20 protein-coding genes, 5 pseudogenes and 1 other annotated feature are annotated in these 21,695 nt (G+C 50.1%); of the genes and pseudogenes, 8 read left to right on the top strand and 17 right to left on the bottom strand.

Annotated elements, in window-relative coordinates:
• Positions 1 to 332 precede the first annotated feature (332 nt).
• Complete coding sequence (locus C7T91_RS33415) at positions 333 to 623, bottom strand: EAL-associated domain-containing protein (protein ID WP_201742034.1); 291 nt, start codon at positions 621 to 623, stop codon at positions 333 to 335.
• Between the two features lie 2,445 nt (positions 624 to 3,068).
• On the opposite strand from C7T91_RS33415, the gene C7T91_RS39270 reads away from it, so the two are divergent.
• From C7T91_RS39270 to C7T91_RS32380, 4 genes and pseudogenes are all read left to right on the top strand, one after another.
• Positions 3,069 to 3,377, top strand: coding sequence for a hypothetical protein (locus C7T91_RS39270; RefSeq protein WP_407943278.1), 309 nt, complete (start codon positions 3,069 to 3,071; stop codon positions 3,375 to 3,377).
• Positions 3,378 to 3,774: 397 nt separating this feature from the next.
• Positions 3,775 to 4,113 (top strand): annotated as a pseudogene (locus C7T91_RS39265) (hypothetical protein); the annotation flags it as partial.
• Between the two features lie 903 nt (positions 4,114 to 5,016).
• A complete protein-coding gene (locus C7T91_RS32385; RefSeq protein ID WP_161555814.1) occupies positions 5,017 to 5,190 on the top strand; it encodes a hypothetical protein in 174 nt (57 codons plus the stop codon).
• A gap of 501 nt (positions 5,191 to 5,691) precedes the next feature.
• On the top strand, positions 5,692 to 5,865 hold the full coding sequence (locus C7T91_RS32380) for a hypothetical protein (RefSeq protein ID WP_161555813.1): 174 nt from the start codon (positions 5,692 to 5,694) through the stop codon (positions 5,863 to 5,865).
• Positions 5,866 to 6,791: 926 nt separating this feature from the next.
• On the opposite strand, the gene C7T91_RS35210 is transcribed toward C7T91_RS32380, so the two are convergent.
• On the bottom strand, positions 6,792 to 6,935 hold the full coding sequence (locus C7T91_RS35210) for an RNA polymerase factor sigma-54 (RefSeq protein WP_269100799.1): 144 nt from the start codon (positions 6,933 to 6,935) through the stop codon (positions 6,792 to 6,794).
• 220 nt (positions 6,936 to 7,155) lie between these two features.
• Here C7T91_RS35210 and C7T91_RS39260 point away from each other — a divergent pair.
• Positions 7,156 to 7,227 (top strand): annotated as a pseudogene (locus C7T91_RS39260) (hypothetical protein); the annotation flags it as partial.
• A gap of 46 nt (positions 7,228 to 7,273) precedes the next feature.
• Here C7T91_RS39260 and C7T91_RS32375 read toward each other — a convergent pair.
• Entirely contained in the window at positions 7,274 to 7,612 is a 339-nt protein-coding gene (locus C7T91_RS32375; RefSeq protein ID WP_161555812.1) for a hypothetical protein, read from the bottom strand.
• Positions 7,613 to 8,849: 1,237 nt separating this feature from the next.
• Positions 8,850 to 8,957 (bottom strand): annotated as a pseudogene (gene rplB, locus C7T91_RS08870) (50S ribosomal protein L2); the annotation flags it as partial.
• 151 nt (positions 8,958 to 9,108) lie between these two features.
• On the opposite strand from rplB, the gene C7T91_RS31480 reads away from it, so the two are divergent.
• Positions 9,109 to 9,567, top strand: a complete 459-nt coding sequence (locus C7T91_RS31480; protein ID WP_145962818.1) for a hypothetical protein — start codon at positions 9,109 to 9,111, stop codon at positions 9,565 to 9,567.
• A gap of 64 nt (positions 9,568 to 9,631) precedes the next feature.
• Here the strand turns inward: C7T91_RS31480 and C7T91_RS35205 are convergent, their stop codons facing one another.
• Positions 9,632 to 9,820, bottom strand: coding sequence for a hypothetical protein (locus tag C7T91_RS35205; protein ID WP_236638129.1), 189 nt, complete (start codon positions 9,818 to 9,820; stop codon positions 9,632 to 9,634).
• A gap of 109 nt (positions 9,821 to 9,929) precedes the next feature.
• On the opposite strand from C7T91_RS35205, the gene C7T91_RS08860 reads away from it, so the two are divergent.
• On the top strand, positions 9,930 to 10,154 hold the full coding sequence (locus tag C7T91_RS08860) for a 2-oxo acid dehydrogenase subunit E2 (protein WP_236638122.1): 225 nt from the start codon (positions 9,930 to 9,932) through the stop codon (positions 10,152 to 10,154).
• Between the two features lie 315 nt (positions 10,155 to 10,469).
• Here C7T91_RS08860 and C7T91_RS37795 read toward each other — a convergent pair whose 3' ends face one another.
• Together C7T91_RS37795 and C7T91_RS32370 are read right to left on the bottom strand one after the other, a co-directional pair.
• Entirely contained in the window at positions 10,470 to 10,604 is a 135-nt protein-coding gene (locus C7T91_RS37795; protein ID WP_269100786.1) for a hypothetical protein, read from the bottom strand.
• A 649-nt stretch (positions 10,605 to 11,253) separates the two neighbouring features.
• Entirely contained in the window at positions 11,254 to 11,394 is a 141-nt protein-coding gene (locus C7T91_RS32370; RefSeq protein ID WP_161555811.1) for a hypothetical protein, read from the bottom strand.
• Between C7T91_RS32370 and C7T91_RS32365 the strand changes: the two genes are divergently transcribed.
• Entirely contained in the window at positions 11,393 to 11,542 is a 150-nt protein-coding gene (locus C7T91_RS32365; protein WP_161555810.1) for a hypothetical protein, read from the top strand. The two genes, C7T91_RS32370 and C7T91_RS32365, sit on opposite strands and share 2 nt — an antisense overlap.
• A 916-nt stretch (positions 11,543 to 12,458) precedes the next feature.
• On the opposite strand, the gene C7T91_RS39255 is transcribed toward C7T91_RS32365, so the two are convergent.
• The 10 genes and pseudogenes from C7T91_RS39255 to C7T91_RS08780 all read right to left on the bottom strand — a co-directional run bounded on the left by C7T91_RS39255 (position 12,459) and on the right by C7T91_RS08780 (position 21,669).
• Positions 12,459 to 12,605, bottom strand: coding sequence for an OPT/YSL family transporter (locus C7T91_RS39255; protein ID WP_407943281.1), 147 nt, complete (start codon positions 12,603 to 12,605; stop codon positions 12,459 to 12,461).
• A 467-nt stretch (positions 12,606 to 13,072) separates the two neighbouring features.
• Complete coding sequence (gene rpmG, locus C7T91_RS39250; protein WP_108258936.1) at positions 13,073 to 13,165, bottom strand: 50S ribosomal protein L33; 93 nt, start codon at positions 13,163 to 13,165, stop codon at positions 13,073 to 13,075.
• Between the two features lie 847 nt (positions 13,166 to 14,012).
• Positions 14,013 to 14,132 (bottom strand) — a sequence feature (23S ribosomal RNA rRNA prediction is too short).
• 198 nt (positions 14,133 to 14,330) lie between these two features.
• On the bottom strand, positions 14,331 to 14,480 hold the full coding sequence (locus C7T91_RS35200) for an aconitase family protein (RefSeq protein ID WP_236638121.1): 150 nt from the start codon (positions 14,478 to 14,480) through the stop codon (positions 14,331 to 14,333).
• A 507-nt stretch (positions 14,481 to 14,987) separates the two neighbouring features.
• Positions 14,988 to 15,200: pseudogene (locus C7T91_RS39245) on the bottom strand (hypothetical protein); the annotation flags it as partial.
• 112 nt (positions 15,201 to 15,312) lie between these two features.
• A complete protein-coding gene (locus tag C7T91_RS39240; protein ID WP_407943280.1) occupies positions 15,313 to 15,666 on the bottom strand; it encodes an NADH-quinone oxidoreductase subunit J in 354 nt (117 codons plus the stop codon).
• Between the two features lie 291 nt (positions 15,667 to 15,957).
• Positions 15,958 to 16,065 (bottom strand): annotated as a pseudogene (locus tag C7T91_RS08820) (transposase); the annotation flags it as partial.
• Positions 16,066 to 16,475: 410 nt separating this feature from the next.
• The gene (locus C7T91_RS08815) at positions 16,476 to 16,634 is read right to left on the bottom strand and encodes a hypothetical protein (protein ID WP_201742031.1); all 159 of its coding nucleotides are present in this window, start codon (positions 16,632 to 16,634) and stop codon (positions 16,476 to 16,478) included.
• A gap of 247 nt (positions 16,635 to 16,881) precedes the next feature.
• The gene (locus C7T91_RS39235) at positions 16,882 to 17,175 is read right to left on the bottom strand and encodes a hypothetical protein (RefSeq protein ID WP_108258932.1); all 294 of its coding nucleotides are present in this window, start codon (positions 17,173 to 17,175) and stop codon (positions 16,882 to 16,884) included.
• A gap of 2,048 nt (positions 17,176 to 19,223) precedes the next feature.
• Positions 19,224 to 19,508 (bottom strand): hypothetical protein, encoded by a 285-nt coding sequence (locus C7T91_RS08795; RefSeq protein WP_108258931.1) that lies wholly within the window; start codon positions 19,506 to 19,508, stop codon positions 19,224 to 19,226.
• 1,087 nt (positions 19,509 to 20,595) lie between these two features.
• Complete coding sequence (locus tag C7T91_RS08780) at positions 20,596 to 21,669, bottom strand: flagellar basal body P-ring protein FlgI (RefSeq protein WP_236638126.1); 1,074 nt, start codon at positions 21,667 to 21,669, stop codon at positions 20,596 to 20,598.
• Positions 21,670 to 21,695: the final 26 nt, after the last annotated feature.

The raw sequence follows: 21,695 nt of genomic DNA, 5'->3' as shown, positions 1-21,695 counted from the left end.
TAAATCGATTATCAAACTAACTTCATAGCAATATATAAAATCATATATTCTAAGTTTTAGATCTTGTTGGTTGGTGTTTAGATATTTGAGATGATGTTTTTTGAGGAATATATTTAAAAGATTGAATGGTAATATGTTTTTCGTGAGTAATATTTTATGTTATAGTGATGTTAATATAATATTTATTTAGAATTTTGGGTATTTTAGAGTATATTGTTGTACGGTTATCTCAAAACAACTCGGCCTCCTTCCAAACAACAATCTCAAAATAGCTTCGAAAAGTTGCACTACCGTTCGTGATCATTGATCGAAAATCGAGCATTGTGCTCCTTTCACACCAACCAGCCTTTATACAAAGATAATTTGTTATTTGTGCTGCATGATTTTTTTAACGTACTGACGGCTTGATGTATTCGTTTATAAAAGGTTTCAGAATGTTCATAGACAGCTTGGAGTTTCTTTTTCTCATGGGCAATGAATTGCTGAAATTCTTCTTTAAGCTGTTCTTTTCGTTTGTTATTGCCCCTTCCAAATCCACCACCACCACTGCTATCTCCTCTCGGTCTAGGCTCATCGACTACAAGATAGAATCCTCCTCCCATATCACTTCCATTTAGTTCCAACGCCTTCTCTTTGCCTTCTGAAAACTCAAGGTAAGCAATTCCTTTGGGCTATCCTTCGGCCAATCGTCGGGCGCGACCAACAGCAGCTTCTCGGCGCGGCACCGTTATACGGGCGCCGGGACTACGGCGACCGCCTCCTGGTTCATTGGCGCCGCCTTCGCGCCCCTGGCTGCCCTCCTGCTCGCGAGCAACTTTTCAATATTCCTTATTTCTTTAATTGCAAATTTCAGTTATATTTAAATTGTATACCTACTTGGACTCTTCTTTTTTTTTCTAATTTTAGAATTTTGATTAATTTCGTATTGGGTTCCTATGCGGACTTCTTCTTTCAATATTGCTTACTTTCTTTCTCCTCGCTTCATAAAAGTGAATTAATTTCATTGGCGAGGGGGTTATAAATCAACTGATGGATTACTTCACTAACATTATTAACAAACAAAATTAACAAACAAAACGAATAAATAGAGGGATTCTGACCATCAGAGCAAAGGCTTTGCATGCATCTATCAACAACAGGAGCAGCACACCGCATGCATGCATGCATGTAAATAAAGTGAAGGGGGGGAAATAAAGGGCCTGTGGATTGCCACTCAAACGCATGCACATAAAAGCTACATGGAGCTTACCAATGAAGGTACTCTCTTTGCTCAACATTATCTTATCTCTAAACAACTATGATGCACAAACACTTCAGAAAAGTTGAGCATTGGTGTCTAATGACATGTGCAGCTCTGATACGCTTAGGATGCTTATCGACCAAATGTCGGATGATTATACAGAAAAAATAACTTCTTTCAGTGTGTGTGTGTATATGAAGATGAATTATTTCTTTGTGGGCACACTGATCTCACTTTCTGAGATGATCATGATATTGGCCACATATTTAAGTTGTAATTCACTAGAATCATCATTTTTGTCCCACGAACCATGTAGGAGTTTTTCTTTTGTGGTTGAGCTGTTGGCTGTGCAAACCGAACTTTCTAGGACAAGACATGGGTTCCACTTGTTAAAGAAGTTGGATGTTGACAGGTAATTCGTCTCTCTGTTGTTTAGCATGCTATGCATTTTTTTCTCATATTAGTCAACTTACCATTTATCGACAACAGCCGCAAGCTGATCGCCGAGGCACTCGCGAAGGCGGCCTGACCTGTTCCCCTCCCGCCTGCGGGAAGGAAACCGGGGAACCGCCACTCTCCGCCCACGTTGGCTTGCTGCATCGCAGCAAAGCCAGCCAGGGCAACATTTGTGAGGGGGAAAAGAGCAAGACTGAGTACTACCCACGGTACTCAGCAAGTCATACCGGAAGAGGAGGTATGATGCAAGATATATCCAAGGGAGGCTAAAGGTTCTTTTGCATAAAGCCGGCATTTCAAAGCAGTAGTTGAAAGCAGTAAAATATAAAAAACCATATTTATATATTTCTTATCGCAATTAATTTCAAATACCTATAAAACAATTTTTTAAAAACATAAATAAATAAACTACAACATTATATACACCTATATATACCTATATAAATTCTCCCTTATAACAAAAACTAAATTTCTTGGAGCAGATCATTGAATTCATTTTGGTGCTTGTATGTACAATTAATACCGGTGTAACAGAGTCAGTAGGGGGTTTCTTGTAGTGACCTCACTGTCAATACCCAAATTTAGCTTCTAAAGTAAGAAATAGGTAACCATAGATAAATTTTTGGTTATATGGATAAGTTTTTTAGTGGTGATTTTTGAGATTTTGGTGTATTTGTTATTTAAGTAGTGTATTTTGTATTTAATATATGGTTTTTTATATTTTATTTTTTTTTATTTTTTTTATTTTTTAAGTTTTAGATGGTTATAATTTTATCGATCGATCGAGATGGATCTCCACTTCCCCTGCAATAACAAATTAATTAAGTTTTATTCAAGATGGCCATGGATGAACCGGCGTGTTAATCCAAATGCCTATCGTTGAGAAGAAAAAGAAACAAAAACTGCAAGAAATAATTAATTTTCTTCCGCAACTTGGTCATTATATATGTCCATACATACCTCCCCAATGTGTGCCATACATAGTTTGGCATAAGCTGATTATAAGCCATAATGGCTTATGAACGACAAAAAAATTACGAGTAAAACTTTTTATATGTGTCCTTAGCTATTTATAAACTATTAGCATAGTACTCTCTTATCATATCTTCCTTTGGGATTAAACAAATACGATATCTTGGAATACTTCCGGGTGAAATGCTACAATGGTATATCCGTGCGCTTGCGGATCACATCTGTAACCATAAATATACTATGAATATTTAGATGTTTTTGCCAGTATTTTGGTACGTCATCCATATTTGAGTTGATTTTTAAGTTTGTTCGTTTTTGGAAATACTAATCCGTTTTTAATCGGATTTTAAGTTTGATTGTTTTTGGAAATACAAAATGAGTCGTATAATAAATCTTATTTATGGTAGAACGAAGCGGCGTCGAAGCCTGTAAAGCGGCGGTGCACAATCTTCTCGCGCAACGCGTCAGTGGGCTGATCATTAACTATCCGCTGGATGACCAGGATGCCATTGCTGTGGAAGCTGCCTGCACTAATGTTCCGGCGTTATTTTACTATATTATTTTCCCTATGTCCTTAATCTCTCTAAAAAAATCCACAAGTGCTTATATTTGTGGATGTACCTTTTGTAAAATCAAAGGTATTTTTGATTATTATTTTGTGATAAACAATTGGGCATTGGAGATTATTGGTTTGTTATTTAACCCCTAACCTANGATCATCGGCCAGGCGACGGCGCCGATCTTCGACGCCGGCACCCTGTTGCCGTTCAGCTTGCGCCGCTGCTGGCGGGGAGGTCGCGCCGGTCCGCGAAGCGGCGAACCGTCCGGGGGACGGGTCGAGGCGAGGCCGGGCGGCGCCCCATGCAGGCCGGCACGCGGACCCTGAAGAAACCGGCAGCCCCGCCGTGTTCATCCGCCCGCGCCGGGCCGAGCCGCCGGTTGCCAAGACGCCGATGCCGCGCTTCGAGGACGTCGCGGACGAGATGGACGTTCGGCGCCAGCTGGCCCGCTTTCGACCTGCCCAAGGCGCGCCTGCTGATGGCCGACCGCGACTTCGCCGGGCAGGAACGGATGGCGTTCCTGAAGGACGAGGGCATCCCCTTCGGGCGGACGGCGTCTACCTGCAGGCCCGGATGGAGCCCGTGGCCGAATGCATGCTGGTCGTGATCGGGGCAACGCCTGAGGGCCGGAAGGAACTGGTGGGTTTCCAGGTCGGGGGGCCGGATCGCACCAGCGGCAACAGCGCAGAACGCCGAACCGAAGATGGCTGGCCCTGGCAGCCGCCCGGGCCGGAGCGGAGCTGCCCCCTGCCGCCCGAGCCATGTCCGCCAGTGCGCATCTGTGCGGAGGATGCCGCCGCCGATTTCCGTCCGGCTATCGGCGAGGTGCTCCTGGTGGAAGAGCCGCAGGGCGCGGGCGTTCGGGTCGATAGCGGCATTCTGGAAGGAGACACGTGGCTGCCGGGATGGTCGATGGCCGTCTGGCCTGCCCGCTCGCGGAACTCGGGCGGACACGGTTGCGCCGGATGTTTCTTCCTGTCCATGGAGGGCTGTCCTTTGATTCAGGAGCGCGCCCTCCTCCACCGGCTTCGCCAGGAAGGCGTCGTGAGCCGCGCCCGCCTCGCGCACCGCGCCGACCTGCGCGTCCTGGGCATTGGCCGAGACCATCAGGATGCGCCAGCTGTCCCTCGCTTGCCCCGCTCGAGGAGGCCGGCTTCCGGCCCGCCGGGACGCCAGCCGGTGATCCGCGCCGGCGTCCCGGCAAAGCTGGTCTGCCAGGAGCGGCCATCGCCAGCTGTCCCTCGCTTGCCCCGCTCGAGGAGGACGGCTTCCGGCCCGTCGGGACGCCAGCCGGTGATCCGCGCTGCCGTCCCGGCAAAGCTGGTCTGCCAGGAGCGGCCATTAGATAATAGTTGGATTTGGTATATGGGTTGTAGTTTGTTAATTTTTGATTTGATCGGGGTAAATTGAATGTAGGGAAAATTGAATTTAAAATAATAAAATATAATAAGAAAATCCGTGGCCTGTCAGTAAAGGAGTAAAGTCATGCGTACCCTCATCATCGCCGCCGTGGCTGCCGGTACGACGCTGTGCGCGATACCCGCCGCCGCCCAGACCACCGGCGCGCCGTGTCATTGGTCACACCACTTAACCAGACCCGTTCGTCTCCTTTCCTTAAGCCATTACCTCTGAAACCATCCAAGGCTTTGGTTGCAACTGGAGGCAGAGCACAGAGGCTTCAAGTGTAAAAATAATAGTATTAAGAAGAAGTATTATGTTATATAATTTTGATTATATTAAAGGTAATATTTTTTATTATATTAAATTAAAAGGACGAAAGATATTTATTTGAAATTTTGGGAAGACCATGCCAAGCGGCTCTTCGGCCTGCCCGATGCCGAGGCGGTGACGGTCACCGACCCGGCCCGCGGCATCGCCCGGGTGGCGCTGATGCAGGACGGCCGGGTCACCGTGCCTGGTCGAAGAACTCGACGACGTGGTCATCGAACAGCCGGTAGGTGATGGAGCGTCCGTCACGGTCGCCGATGACGAGCTTTGCCTGGCGGAGGATGCGCAGGTGGTTCGCAATCCGCTGCCGGTGCCGCCATCGACCAGCTGGTGCAGCTCCATCCCGCGACGGGCGCAGCCGCTGCACAGGCCGGGGCGGCCGGAAAAAGCCTGCCGCACTGGCTGGCCGGGCCGGCGAATCCGCGCTGGATGCCCCAGCCGATTTCCGTTCCCGGCCAGCCCTCGGGCTGATGCGGGCCGACGCGGCCGACCCAGTCGCCGCTGTCGCGCTCGATCACCGCGCGGCAAATACAATGCATGAAAATCGGGTTCATCTTTGTTTTGTACAATATCATTGTATCGCACTTCAATCACTTTATCAAGAAATTGTGACGGGTTTTCACGAAGTTCGTCAGGGATTTTATAAATAGAGTGTTTTAAAATTGTTTTACGGAAAGGTATGTTTAATTTTGTGAGTTTATTGTAAATATTTTAAAGAAGTTTTTGAGAATGTTGTTGTTTATTTTAGTGGGGCTGGTGCTGACCCCGCTCGGCGCCGCGAGCTTCGACAGCCAGGCGGCGGCGGGGCGGATCGGCCGCGCCTTCGGCGTCGACAGCCCGGATGCCTTCGGCAGCTTCGGGCTTAGTTTCGTCTTTAGAAATTTAGAGTCTAGAGTAAATGTAATTTAGGGTTAAATTTTAAAAACTACATGTATAATCCTTACTTCATTCTATGTCGAATAAAAAATCAAGGGGCGGACCGCTTCGCCCGGGCGTCCTTCTACGTCAATGCGATCCCGCAGGACACCGATCCCGACCGCGCGCTGGCCAGTGTCTTCGGCGTGATCCGCAACGTCTCGGTGCCGCTCTCGTCGATGCGCTCTGCGCCGTCGCCCCCGAGCCGGCCTGAAGCTCTGCCTCAGTCGGCCAGCCTCCATCTGCCGTCCGCCTGCTCCGCCGCGCGTCCCTCGGCGCGCAGCTTCAATTCCATTCAATAATAATTCCATTCAAATCCATTCAATAATAATTCCATTAAATTCCATTCAATAATACCATTCGATTCCGTTCGATAATTACATTCGATTCCATTTAATGTAGCAACTACATGCTGCTCTGGTATTTACACATCAAAGGGTGGAGACGGAGCAGAGGTTAACAGATATTCAGGATGACAGAATAAACTAAGTGTTCAACACTGATATGAAGTTGGACGTCAGGGACCTGGCGCGCGTACGCATCTGTTGTCGCCGGCGATGGCCGCGGCGGCGGCGGTGACCGGCAAGCTGGCTGACGTTCGCGATCTGATGGGAGGCAAAGTGTTGGGCAATTACCTTTGGGAAGGTAATTGAGATGCGGCATGTGGAGACATGAGCGCCACATTGCCATGATGTTGATGACATGATTTGTGAAAGGAGAAATAAAATTAAACAATTGTCTCTAGCATATCTTCAAATTGTTTTCCTCACATCTCTAACTAACCCTAGAACAAAGATGGAGAACGACGGAGACGCGCAGTTTGTCGCCGATGCGCAACAGTTCCCTGTTTTTTATTAAATAAAATTTAATGTTTTTGTAGAATATATTTAAATTTTTAAAAATTTGTGTTTTTAGTAATTTTATTGAAGTATAATTTTTATATTATAAAATTTATTTTTTTTTGAGCTGCCGATGCCCATCGCCTCGCGGTATTTCGCCACCGTGCGGCGGGCGATGTCGAAGCCCTTGGCCTGAAGCAGTTCGACGAGCGTGTCGTCGGACAGGATCTTTGCTCGGACGCCGCCGCACCCGTTCAGGCGTACAGGTAGCGGTCGGCGACCTCCGGAGCGGCGCGCAGATCGGCGGTGCTGTCGCTCCAGACCGTGCGGCCCTTCTCGATCACCACAGCCTCCCAATCAGGTGAACTGCCTCCAGCCGGATATCAACACGGTCGCTCTAAGCAAGCAGAAAATACACGATCAAGGCTAATACACATGTAAAAGGATATCAAAGGAGACATTTGATGCAGCAAGTCAGGGAAAAAGCTTCTTAATTGTTGGTACCAAAAAAAGAGCAGCGGATTTAGTAGCATCAGCTGCAATAAGGGCTCGTTGTCATTATGTTAATAAAAGTGTTCGACTTTGGCTCCGAGCCCTTCATCCGCTTGCGCGAAGCCTTCTGGCTCCAGACCTTCGCCGAGGCGGCCCGCGCCGGGCGCTCGCTCATCTTCACCTTCGCGCCCGCGTGCGCAGGACGAGGCGGCGAACGCGCGCCGCGACGACGATCGCAGCAACGACGACGCGCATGGTTCGAACGACACCAAACAAGGCGCTGATGCCGACGCGGAAGACGGCGGCGAGACTAGAGATTTGTAAACCACGGTTTCTCCCTTCTCGTTGGTCAGGGTGACTGTGCGATTCGCACAATCGATGACTCCCTTAAACTTGGTCAGCCAATCCATCCCAAGCGGCGCTCGGAGGACGGACACCGGTCGAGGCCCACGAGGGCCCCGGCATGAAGGCGGCGGCATGATCAACAGGCAAGCTTAGCGCCGCCGCAAAACTGTCCGGGAAACGGGGGACGCGCCCGGCCAGCCCGGCCGAGCGGCAGGTCGCGCGCTTCGAGGCGCTGATCGCGGCGCATATGGCCGAGGGCTGGAAACTGGCGGATTACGCCTCGGCGCTTTCGGTGTTTAGTCCCGGTTGTTCTCACCAACCGGGAGTAAAGATCTTTTCCCGCTATTTCCAAATTCTTTTTAAACCCGGTTAGGGTTAGGAACTGGGACTAAAGATAATAGCAGTTGTCACGGTTTAGGCTGCTCCCATTTCGCTCGCCGCTACTACGGGAATCGCTTTTGCTTTCTTTTCCTCTGGCTACTAAGATGTTTCAGTTCGCCAGGTTGTCTCTTGCCTGCTGTGATAGTGGCGAGGCCAAGGGTGGCGACCACGCCGCGCCCGCCTCAGCCGAACAGCATCGCTAGTTCATAGGGCGGGGGCGGGCAACCGCCCCTACTTTTCGCCAAGCTCTTCCAATTACATATTCAACGAATAATTATTAAATATCTATAATACCCTAAATACCGAAAACAAAATAATAAACTAAAAAAACGATAACTTAATTAAAACTACTCTAACAAAATTGGGGGATAAAGTTTTGAGGTTTACACAAAAGCAAAGGGAAATTAACCGGTGAAGCTTGGTGGCTTGTAGGCAATGAAACTGATGCACTGGACTTGACGGGTGTTGTCGAATTTGGTGGTTAAGTTTTGTGTTTTGTTTGAGAATAGATAGAGGTTTAGGGATATTGGGATGATATTTGGTATGAAGGGTTTTTTATTTGGATTGTATTAAGTTAATCGTGTGTCAGTTGATCGGCGCGAGATTTAATCGCCGCGACAATTTGCGACGGCGCGTGCAGGGCCAGACTGGAGGTGGCAACGCCAATCAGCAACGACTGTTTGCCCGCCAGTTGTTGTGCCCGTGCGTCTTGAGCAGGGCATAGCGGCGCGCCGACTTGTAGTCGGACTCGACCATCTCCTTGCACATCTCCTGCGCCGTGATCTCCGGAACCCAGCCCAGCTTCTGCTGCGGGAGTCCGTGTCCGGCGCGCGCCGCAGGGCGCCGTCTTTCCGGAAGCGTCCGCTCCTGCGGATCGGGAGGCTTGGGACGGCTTCACCGTCGCTCATGGCCTTGCGGCAGACCGGCCTTGCCGAGGTTCTGGTTCTGGTTGTCCGGGTTGGACACCGCACCGACCGTCGCCATGCAGTCGCCATGGATGTAGCGCTGCTCGCCCGAGTTCAGGCGGACGATATAATCCCAACACTTTAAAAAACCGAAAAAAACGAATCACAAAATCAAAAAATCCAAACCATCCTAACCAACATAATAAAACCCCCTCTCTACTAAAAATACAAAAATTATATTCTCTTAAATATTTATTAAATGCTGTTTTCTGCAAATGAGCTATATTATGCCATCCTTTGTTATCCTGTGCATTTGCATATTTGCTGTGTGGCTTGTTGAGTATGTTAGCACCACGCTGGTCGGGCTGACCCGCGACAGCCTGCTCGGCTCTGCCCCGGCGCCGGGATCGGCGCTGCCGGATGCCCTGTTCTACATCTGCGGGGCGCTGATCGGCGCGGGTCGCGGGCCGTTCGTCGCCGCCGCCCTGGCTGGCCTCGGCGATTTCCATGGCCCGCATGTCGGCAAGCCGCGACCGGCAGATGCTCTGCATGTAGAGACCCAGGGTTTCGTCGCTGAGTTCGCCTATCGTCATCCCATTGCCCGGACGAAAAGCGAATTAGCGGCACGAACGGGTCGCGCCCACGTGGCGCGACCGGTTCAGCAATCATCGAACGGCGCAGTTTTTTTTTTGAGTTTAGGCGAGGTTAGGTTTTTTGTTTTTTTTTGTAGGTAGATGGGTGGGTTTTTAAAGATGTTTGGTTTTAGAAGTCGGTGGTATTTTGTTTAATTGGTGGCCGTCAAGGGTCCCGGAAAGCGCCGCGCGCCGGCCACGAAGCCCTCGTCCTGCGCCGTCGCCAGGCTGACTTCGCAGCGCACGCGCGGCTTCCCCTTCGAGATGCAATCAGATCGAACTTGGCGATCACCTCTTTCGACAGCGAGCCGCGCACGCCCTCGGAGAGGAAGACATACTTGCCCAGCAGCTCCATGCCGGGCTCGTAGGCCGGACCCGGCGTCGGACTTCCAAAAACCCAAGGTGGATATGATTCTATATGGGTAGTTGTGGATCGATTAACCAAGGTAGCTCGATTTATTCCTGTGAAGACCACCTATGGAGGGAACAAACTTCTGGTGGCGCGCGCCCGGGCCGGGCGGCTGCGCTCTTCGGAGATGGCGGGGGGCACGATCACCGTCTCCGCCCTGGGCGAGCGCGGCGCCGAGACGATGGCCGGGATCATCCTTTTATTTCAACTTAAAAAACTACCTTATAAAACAAATACAATAATAATAAACTCCCTTAAAATTTTTTTAATAAAAATCTAAAAAAAACCTTATCATCTCTTTTTCATACGTTTCCTGGTCCATGGTAAACTTGGAATATTTGTTTGTTCGACATATCTGTCAACGAAATAACTAGATCATATTACTCTTTCATGCAATAAACATCTACAACGTAATATTGTAGTATGAATATATTTTATTTTATTTAAATATTTTTTATTTTTAAGTATTTAGGTTATTTTTATTTTTTTTTTAATTATAAATAGGATTTTATATATTTTTGTTTATATCGATAAAATGTAATGGATCAAGTTCACCACCGCATGTCGGTACGCTCCAGGCGTCCTTGGCTCGGATTTAGGCCAACCGCGTGCGGTAACACACGGGAGACCAGCTTCCGTTCAGCACCCATTTCAGGTAGCGGCGCCACGCCGGCACGGGCTTCACGCCCAGGAATTCGTCGGTCGTCTGCATTGCCGTGTCCTGGGCCATCAGCGGGTCTCTGTTCCGGTTTTTTTTGAATTTTATTTGATGATAATTTTATTTAATATTAATTGATGATGGTTATTTTTGATTTTATTTGATGATGATTATATTCGATTTTATTTGATTATAATTTTATTAACGTTTCTCCCAAATCGTAGTTATCACAACTCACCGAAAGATCGGGCCAACAACAGCCTTGAGTGTCGAGAGGAACTCAGGGTTCATCAGGTGGTATCAGAGCTTTCGTTAATTGGTTAGGGATGTATATGAATAATATAGATTTTTGGATATTATTTTAGAATTATTTGTTTAAGATTTTTGTTTAGAAGAATTAAGAAGATGTAGTTGAGTATTTTTTTTGGGCCGCCGGGCTCGACCCGCTGGAATTCCGGCTCAGGAACTATGCCGAGACCGATCCGGCGACCGGGCGGGCGTTCTCCTCGAAGGAGCTGCGCGAATGCTACCGGCAGACAGAATTGGGGGGTTCCTATCTAGCAATTTCTGTTGAACTGAACGGAAACGAAGAAAACAAAATTCCTTTGGTTGAGTATAGACAAACGGGTTTGATTAAAAACATCAGTAATTATATTTGTAGGAAATTATTTTATGAAAATAAATATAAATAATTTTTTTGTATTAGTATAATAGTGAAAAATTAAGAGTAATATAAAAATTTAATATTAAATAAATGCATCGCGCCGGATTTGATGTGGTCTCGCGCTTTGGCAATGGTCGGGGCGGCCTGCATCATGGCGCTTACCATATTGCGCGCGCCCTGATCGGTGCTCTCCACCATGCGTTACACCAAGTTCGATCCGCTGAACGCGAGCTTTGCGGGCTTCAACCCCGCGACCGGCCGCGCGGACGTGACGACGACCTTCATCGGCACCGCCGAGACGAAGGGCATGGTCACGGCCGTGCGAATCATCAAACCAGGCAAATAAAAAGGGAGAAACAAAGAATCTCAATTTCCGAAATAAGTAGCGTTGCAGATCACCATTCCTTATGCTTACTAGCCTCTGAGAACACCGGAAACACTGCAATCCTGAATCTGCTTCCTCTCCTTCAGGGAAACGTTGGTTTGATCTTTACCAAAGGTGACCTCAAGGAAGTGAGCGAGGAGGTTGCTTGTATTAGTAGCGTAAGATAAATTAAGTAGATTAAAGTAGTATTATAAAGGTTTTGAATGTTAAGTTATTTTTATAATTATAGTTTATAAAAGTAGTTTGTGTGTTAAATTCATGACAGTGCCGCCCGCAGGAGTTTCAGCTTGTCCCCAAGCTGGAGCATCTGGAAAGCGAGTCTTCACAACATGATAGTCCTCCCAAGTAGCATGATCTGCTGGTAATCGCACCGTCGTCGCCAGCGCCTCCGCCACACCTGCGGCGCGGTCGCGGCCGGGTATGGCGATGCTCCGCGTGTTTCCGGGCGCACCCTGCGTCGTTGCCGACACCGCGATTAAAGAAGGCGGAATTTTATTATGTTGATTAGGTTGGTGTCGAATTTTTGGTTTTAAATGATTTTTTTATTTCAGTTTTTTTAAGTGTTGGGATTATAGGTGTTAGTTATTGTAGGTAGTTGTTATTTTTTTATAAATATTTTTATTGTATTTATATTTAATAGTTTTTAGTTTTTTAGGAAATAATAGAATTTTGTTTTTTTTGGTTTTTTTAGAGTTTATGCACGGCGGGCAACAGACGGCGGCGGCCGGATCTTGTCTGCCCAGCTCGACCGGACCGCGAGTGGGAAGGAGCGGCCGCCGTCTTCACCATGGGCCTGCACTGCCGCGGCGCTACCATAACCGTAATGTTCGGTCACGAGCCTTCATTGTTGGAGATATGGTTCTACGCAAGATTCAAACTACAAAAGATCGCCACAAGCTATCTCCACTATGGGAGCGGGGATCGAGGACGAGAACGTCATCCCCGTCTTCAGCCCCATGTAGATGTTGGCGGCCATGAATGCGACGGTGATCACCGCGCCGAGGACGAGACCCCGTACGGTGATATTTATTATTTAGTATGGTTGTTTTTTGTGTATATGTGTGTGTATATTAAGAATGTTTAAAATTTATTTTTTTGGTTATTTTTTTGTATAATAAATTTTTATAATTTATCCGGAAGTCACAGCACTCGCCGCCGACCTCGACGCGCGGCTGACCGGTCGTGTCATCGACCGGCTGAGCGTCGTCGCGTTCGCGGCCCTCAAGACGTTCGATCCTCCGGTGCAGCTCGCGATGATCGTCGTGGGCGTCTGGCTCGTGCTCCTCGCCGAGGACGACGACTCGACCCTGCTGCTGCTCGCGCTCTGGTGCACCATCGGAACCCTGTACGGGTGTCGATATTCTTGGCACCCCAGGGATAGGCGGTGCCGCTGACGATCGTGACGGGTTGCAAGGATGGTCCGATCAGCGTTGCGTCTTGACGGGGACGGGGGTGCGCGTGATCTTTGGAAAGATCGAACACAAGATGCTCCTATTTCTTTATTTCGGCATGAATCGTATGCTTACGACAATAACGACAAAATTTTCTTAATTCTAATTGTCCGGGTGGTGCCAGCCACTGCACGCTGTGTTCTGCAGCATGCGCCCAAAGCTTGAGACCTCTCTAATGATGGCGCGAGCTGAGCTGACGGATCGAGCACTGATTGGTGTTTGTGTGTTCCAATTTTTAAAATATGAGTAAAGGATCTATGGATGAAGATACAAAAAAATTTATTTCCAATCGTAACTAAATCTTCTTTTGTTAAAAAAGGAAATGGAAGCCAAATGAAAGACATCGAGCCCACCATTTTGTACTCCTGGAAATATAGAGTATTGACAAATGTTGTTATCATGAACATTAGAAAATATCTCCTATTCGGAAGTTAGGAGTTCTATGTGTGCAAATTTCTCTAATTCCACAATATTCTAAAATATTACGGATAGATACACATTAATAGGAAAGGTTAGGGTTTTTAATATTGAATTTATTAAAATACTAAAATATTATTTGAAATTTTAATAGGACAATGAATTTTTTTTATAGGGAGCATTCATAAAAAAAATATTGTGAGCATTGGTAGTCCTATTTTTTATGAATGCCCCTCGTTTTTTATTACCCTCCCCTGTATTCCCAAGCCGTAGTGACATTCATAGAACCGTAGCCTTATCTCAAAACTTGAGGCATGCGGTAGAGACACATTGCGCACCATAAACGCTCTACTTCTCGAATCCGACACTTGTTCGCAGAACAAGACACGCACATTGCTTTGGCCGATGGCCAAACGTCGGATTCGAGAATCCGACCTACGCGGATGATGCTGCCGAACTGCTTTTTGGTGATTTTATTTGATTTTATTTGATGATGATTTTTTTTAAGTTTATTAGATGATTTTATTTGATTTTATTTGATGATGATTTTATTTGAGTTTATTTAGTGATTTGTTACATCTTCCGCGCAGGACGACTCGATCAGTGAGCTATTACGCTTTCTTTAAAGGGTGGCTGCTTCTAAGCCAACCTCCTGACTGTTTTAGCCTTCCCACTTCGTTTCCGCGGGAGCCTCCACCTCTCCCGTTGTACCTCTTTCCATCAGCCGGCTTCAAGAACTCATTAATGCTCAACGACTTTTTGGCCTTCTCAGTAGCATCTTTGCGTTTTTGATCTTCATATCGATCTATTATCCACCTCTGCATCTATTCTTTCTTAGCTAAACGGGTGGAAGATCCATCCAATTTGGTTATATCATGGACTCAAAAAACGGATCTGATCTTGGCCTCGGTGAGCAGCACCCGGTCCTGCGGGCGCTTCGGGCCGGCGAGGGAAGGCTGCACCGTGCCCATGTCGAGTTCGAGGGTGTCGGTGAAGACCGGGTCCGGCTGGCCGGAAAGCTCGACCAGCAAGATGCCGGGCAGGCCGCCCGCGGCCGCCGCGCCTCCGACCGCGGATCGTACAGCCGCTTCGCCAAGGCCGTCGCCGAGGCCGATTTATTAGTTTTCACTAACCCTAGATTCTTTCCCTTGATAAAAAATAAATTCTGTCCTCTCGAGCTCCATCGTGTACTATTTACTTAGCTTACTTACAAACAACCCAGTCCACGTGCGGAAACCGGAGCGATCCTTCGCCGGACCCACGATCCGCTTGTATTTTGCCACAGTGACGTGTTGTGTGCCCCGCGCCGGGGTCGGTTGAGCCCCGCAAGCTAAAATTTATTTAAGCATTTTAGGCTTTTAGGAAATATACAAAAATCCTCCAAGCCTCATTTGACTTTTATCTTTGCACATTTTAATTGTTGGAGGCTTTCACATGATTAGTAAAGGTTTTTTTATGGTAGAAGGGTAAAAGGTAAAAGTAAGAAGGTAAGATAGAGAGATGAAAGTGGGTTAAATTTATTTTTATAATAGGTTTTATAGTAATTGGTCGTCGCCCGGCGCCTCGGCGAGCTGGCCCGCGCGGAACAGGCCCTCGTCCTCGTCGGCGCCGACCACCGCGCGGTCCGGGCCGCCCTCGGCGAAGAGCCTGCGCGTGCCGCTGCAATAATCCTTGGCCGGGTCGTCAGTCGGCATATCGGCGGAATCGGCCACCGCACGCCCGGTATAGCCGCAGCCGTCACCGCGATACAACCAGCAGCATTATTAGTTATCTGGTTATAACAATGGTGCTAGCTCCGTCACTGATCATAGTTATGGCAAGATTTTATTCTAATAATTAGATTCTTATTTTAATTAAATATTTTTAAGCTGGCCGGCGCGGCGCTGATCGTTCTGTTCCTCCTGGCCGAGCGGAAGAGCGGCAACCCGATCCTGCGCATCGACCTGTTCCGCCGGCCCGATTTCTCCGGCGCGATTCATTGCATGGCCAAAATGCGCCAGACGCGGCGCCGCGCACCGTCGCGCGCGGTTGTGCAGATATCGGAAAAAAAAAAAAAAAGAAGCGCGGTGACCCAGGGAGGAGAGCCATAGTAATTGCACCTATTAAAGAAACTAGAAGAATTATGGAAATGAGTTCAAATGGAAGATAAAAATCGGTTGCTAAATGAATCCCAATTTGTTGAACGTTATTGTCTCGGCTAAGGCTTGGGCTGCGCAAACTACCCGAGATTCGCGAGAAACGGCCCAAGTAATTACGGCTAAGGCGCGCACGGGGGCGCGGCTCCTGGAAAGCTCGGGGATAATATATGAAAAGGAAAATTTAGGATAGTAATTGGTTTTTAGGAAAAGTTTAGTAAATAATAGTAAAGATTTGGAATTAATTTAAAGGTTTAATAATAATAGCTCGCGGCAGGCGGTCTCCGCGGTCCATTCCGGGGCCGGAGGCGGCCATCGGATGGTCCCTGGAACTCCGGTGCGGCGGGTGGGGCGGCCCCGGTTTGCCTGTCCTGCCGAGCAGGACCTTGAGGGTCAGGCAGGCCTGGATGGCCGCGTCACTGTACGACTGCTGACGGCCGCGCCGCCCCGATGGGATGGCCTCCCATTGCATCGAGGGATCCGCCTCGACCGGCGCCTCGCCCGAAACCGCGATCACCGTCTCCATGTCGAGATGGGTGAGCCGGGTCAGCCCCTCGCCATCGGCGAGCAGCAGATAGGCGCGCGCCTCGGATCCCCCGCCTCGGGCGCTGCGGCCGGAACGGCGTCGAAGAGCATCGCGTCTTCGCCGAAGCCGCCGTCGTCCTCGAGCTCGGGGCCGGCTTCGGCCAGCTCCTTTGATAATTCCCTGCATCATACCCCTATTCCGGTATGACTTGCTGAGTACAGTGGGTAGTACTCAGTCTTGCTCTCTTTTCCCCCACACCAGAGTTGAAGTTCTTCTGAGGGTATTTCAAGGAATGGCTTCAGGTTCTTTTGCATAAAGCTAATTTTACAATTCTTTTCACAAGCCTAAAACCTAGCATAGACTGATCAAATTTTAGTACCAGTGCCGATCACCGCGCCGAACATCGCCGAGATCACCGCCAGGCCGGAATAGCGGATCGTCTCCATCACCCGGTACCAGTTGCGGCTGTGGCGCATGGTGCCTTCGGCATGCTCCTCGTAGGTCTCGGCATCGAAGACCCGCACCAGGTTGTCGTCGCTGGCGCAGACATAGACCTTGGTGCCGTCGGGGCTGATGGTGATGCCGCGCGGGCGGTTGTGTATGGAGAGCTATCTCTCGAGCACAGGTTGAGGTTCGTCCTCAATGGGAAAATGGAGCACCTAACAACGCATCTTCACAGACCAAGAACTACGAGATCACCCTTTAATTTTTGAAAGAAAATTAAGTGTAATATATTGTTTAAATGTTTTATATTTGAAAGATATATTTTTTTTAAAAAAGATTTATTAATTTTATACGTTTTAATTTATTTGCGGCGGCGAAGCGGCGGCGGGGCTGCCTGCCCATGTGGGGTCCCTCTCTTTTGAAGCAAGATAATTCCCAGTCCGGGATCCGGGGGCATGTATGAACTGCCTTCCGGTGCTGGCCACGAATGTAGACGGCGTCGGAAACAACACCGTAAAGGGGCTTGGCGACCATGGGGAGGTTGGCGGAATTCTGGAGGAGCTGGAGAGTGGAGGAATCTCTCTTCGGCCAGGGCCGAGAGCCCGGCCATCGGGATGGCATGGTCGAGCGGCGCGCCGCCGGCCGGCATCCAGTCGCAATCGAGATAGACCCCGCCCTCTGCGTATATTTATTCGATAATTATTTATTGAGTATTTATTTTGTATTAGGTATGTTTAGGTATTAGGGATATAATAATAAATAATGGTGTTGTTTTTAGGTATTTTAATGTATGTGGAGATTATGGGTACCCCATACCCACACGGCATGGTTATCCGACTAGTTATAGGGGATAACTTATATATATATAATATGTAACAGATCATGACTTGGGTATTACGGTGTGCCGGTCGCCATGCGGCGGTGGCGATCCGTCCGGTCCCACGCATGGAACGGGACGACGCAAGCGCCGCGCAGCAAGAGCGGCCGCAACATCTGGCCGCCGTCAGGTCGATGGCGTCCTTGCGGGCCTGCTGCGATGCAGTCTTGCACGCGATACGGCCGATCAATGCCGCGACGCCGCGGCGGCGGCGTTCGTTGCGCTCGCGCAGTCCTCGGGTTGTGGCGTGCGCAGCAGCAGGCGCTGGGTTGCGATTCGCGGCTCATCCATTTTGCCACCTCGTCAGGACTGTTCAGGCCGGCACGGGGCCGATGGGGCCAGCTTTTGCGTCGTCGCGGCGGTGACCGGCGCGGACACCCACTGGCCGCCGCGGTTCACCTCGCGCAGCGCGGCGACGCGGACCGCATCGGCACGCAGATCCTGGGAGCGGTGGGAATGGTCAGGGGTGTCGGATCCCCGCGGTGAGCACTCGGGCCCAGGCGTCCGGGATGTCGTCGAGGCCGGCCGTCACGATGAGGTGGCAGAGCTGTTACCTGTTTTACCATTTATCTTTCTTTTCCTAAATAAAATCATTCCACATCCATAACTTTCCATAACAAAAATTCCCACAAATATTTCACCACCACATCTACCCTCAGGGTTGAACGGGCACTCTTCGATGTACACATTGGCAACATATTGGGATCGTGCTTTCATTGATTTGTAATACTTGCTGTAGATGGACTCATCATCTTTGTCCATTAGTGTTAACGAGTGTAAATAGATGTTATTTGTTGATTTAGATGAAGTTTAGTTTTTATTGTTGGGTTTTTGTTATTTTATTTTTTTTAGATTTGTTTTATGTTGTATTAGTAGATAGTTAGGATTTGTGAGTAATTTGTTAACGTATAGAATAACGACGTATTAATTAATTATTTTTATATAATATTTTATTTTTATTTTTTTTTTTTTGTATTTTGTATTTTAAGATGGTTGTTAGAGTTTTAGTTATTATATTTATATTTTTAGAAGTAAAAAAAATGAGGACGTATAAAGTATGGTAGATAGGAAGAAATTTTTGGCGGAACCGGAGCGGCTACCGCCGCCGCAGCCGGGCGGAGATATGAGCCGGACCGGGAAAAGGTCCGGGGGTGAACTGATGCGGTGGATGCCCCATCCAACGGCGGACCCCGAAACCCGCTTGACCAAGACGGATACTCTCATGAACCGCTTCAACGCCCCCGGCACTGCCGAGATCGAGCGCGTTGCCTGGCCTTAGCTGGCGAATGGCCATGGCAGTCATGCCCTCACTTCCGCCCCGCCGCGACGTCGGCCGGAATGCCCGCCCGCTTGCCGCTGCCGGCTTCCGCCTTCTTGACCCGCTGGTTCAGCGTGCGAACTGGTCCCCCGGACCATTTTCGGATCCTCGCGGCGCCAAGGGTGGTTCATCTCCGCGAGCCGGTAACGGATGGCATACCCTTCGCGGACCCTGCCGGAAATGGTGCCGGGCGCATGGCTGTCCGCCGGAGGCTCTGCCTCCAGCGAATCGAACCCGGCCGCGAGGATGCACCATCTCCCGGCTTTCGCCTCCGGATTGCCGCCGGCTGGAAATACGGCTTCAAGTCGATCAAGTCGATCGCGCGGATTCACGTTCGAATAGAACCCGTATTCGCGCGACTTGGAACATCGTCAATCCGCGCGAATACGGGGTCACGGTCTCGGATCCGGACTTCACCGATGCGGCGCTGGCGGCGGGCTTCGGCGTTGACGATGCCGCCGGCGACATGGACGGCTACCAGATCATGGTCGCGGGCCACTTGCCGTCCGAGGTCACCCGCGCGCCGACCGGCTGCAGCCATTCCGGCTGCACGCCCGGCACCGCGAAGCCGATCTTGTGGACCAGTTCCGGCGCGCCGTGCGGCCCGGGGGCCTGGCTGTCGTCGGGCAGAGCGCCGCCGGGCCCCCGGAAGGGGTGGCAGGGGAGCTGCGGGGTCGGGAGGGGCGCCCCCGGGCGGGGCGGCCTTCCATGACGAAGCCAGAACCCGCCCGCTACCCCCTCGTGCAGGGTTGTTGTCACCGTTCTTCAATCTGAAACTATGCAGCGAGGCGGGCAGGACAGGACGAACCTGCTCAAGCGGAATTTCCGGGCCTCGGAGGCCGACCGGATCTGGCTTGCCGACATCAGCGGCGCCAATGGTTGCTCGAACCAGTGGCGCAACCTTGGAGGACCCCAGGAACAGGAGGACCGCGTCGCACGATTCCAGTTCCCGGCCAAGGTCCTCGATCCAGTAGGCGCCGACGGCGTTGCGTGACGGGGCGAAATAGGCGGCGATGCATTCGCTGGTCGGCCTGGCGGCGGGCTTCGTCGGCTACAACGCGCATTTCACCAGCGGCCTGGCGGCCGGCGCGCATGAGGCGGCGGGCGGCCATCGGGCCAGCGTCTGCGGATGCAGGCCGAGCGCCGCGCCCCTACGGCCATCGCCCCGCCGGCGACCTCCGCGAGTTTCCGGCGATCGGGAGCAGAGGTGCTGTCCGGGGCGCAGAGGCGGTTGAAGACCATGACCCTGACCAGCGCCTCGACATCCGTCTTGTGCCGCCCGTCGCGCAGGCTGCGCTGCAGCGCCCTGAGCCCCTGAGTGCCGGACGGGCGGAGCCCTGCCCGTCGAATGCCATCCAGGCCTGCCTGACCCTCAGAAGACCAGCGCGTCGAAGGCGCCGTTCGGATCGTGGCGGTCCAAATCGGGTGGTTACCCAAGACTGGAAGAATCCGCTTCAGAGGGGGGATTCCTTCAGCCGGCGCTGTTGCGCAAATCAGCTGACGACCGCATTGATCGTGTGCCATTGCTTGGTGTAGGAGGCCGCGCGCGGAGTCTTTGGCGTAGCGCCGCGCTCGGAGCCTTCGGCGTAGCGCAGCGCGCGGCCGGGGGGGTGTGGGATCCCTTGTTCCTGAGAGTACTGTAACTCACAGTCCGGGATCCGGGGGCAAGCTCACTGCTTCAGCGCCTCGCTCGCCGCTGCGCTCGGACCGGTGGCGCGCACCGGCTCGCTACGCGGGCCAATTGGTGGTCTTATAGGTCGGCTTCGGCGGTCTGCTCATGCGAGCCCGCTACTACATTGGGTTCACAAAGTGAATCCTGGAGCATCTTTGTGCAACAAGGCCCTGCTTACCGAACAATGAACTCCGCATGTAGAGCTCCAGCCGCCTTAATCGTTTTCAAGATATCGATCATATCCCGAGGACTCACACCAAGGGAATTCAAGCCAGAGACAATTTCTGACAAACTAGAACCTCCATTGACTTCGGCCAAACCAGTTCCAGGATCCTGCTGAATATCTACATTTGTACGAGGAACAATTACGGTTTCCCCCTCAGAAAATGGATTAGGCTGGACAACCAACGGTTCCTCTTGAACACGCAATGTTAAATTTCCTTGCGCGACAGCAACCCTAGAAATACGAACATTGTCACCAATGACAATTGTCCCGGATCTTTGATCAACAACAACTTTTGCCCTCTGCTCCGGAGAAACCCTTATATTCTCGATTTCAGCCAAAATACGCACCGGACTTTTCTCATCAATTGCTGCCAAGGATAACGAAACAGTCCCCGGGTCGATAGCATTTGCAGCGCGCTGACCCAAATACTGATTAACGGCGATCTCTATTGAAATAGCCGTACTAAAATCCGGCTCTCGCAGTGCCAGTCTCAAATCGGAAAGCGAAATAAACTGAAAATCCACCTCTCGCTCCACACGAGCCCCTGCAGGGATAACCCCAGTAGTCGGAACTCCTTGAACGACCTCAGCAGCATCTCCTTGTATACCAACGCCACCTGCAATAACTGCACCTTGAGCAACTGCGTAAATCTGGCCATCAGCCGCAGTTAACGGTGTCATTATCAGGGTTCCACCCAATAAGCCACTTGCATCGCCGATAGCTGAAACAGTGACATCTATCTGACCGCCGACCCGAGAGAATGGGGGCAAAGTTGCCGTTACAAATACTGCTGCCACATTTTTTGGGCGGAACTGCTCTCCGGAAACATTGACACCAAGCCTCTCCAATATGTTGGACATAATCTCTTCAGTAAATGGAGCATTCCTGATCCCATCTCCCGTACCATTCAAACCGACGACCAATCCGTAGCCGATCAAATCATTACCTCGAACTCCGTCAAATTCGACCAAATCCTTCAATCGAACCTCTAAAGAGGATGAAGAACTTGGCGCAAAAACCATGCAAGAAAGAGCGATAACAAAAAATC

The organism is Mangrovicoccus ximenensis (assembly GCF_003056725.1).
Taxonomy (GTDB): Bacteria; Pseudomonadota; Alphaproteobacteria; order Rhodobacterales; family Rhodobacteraceae; genus Mangrovicoccus; species Mangrovicoccus ximenensis.
The sequence above is the reverse complement of the archived record's forward strand: the minus strand, read 5'-3'. Positions and strand labels throughout refer to the sequence as shown.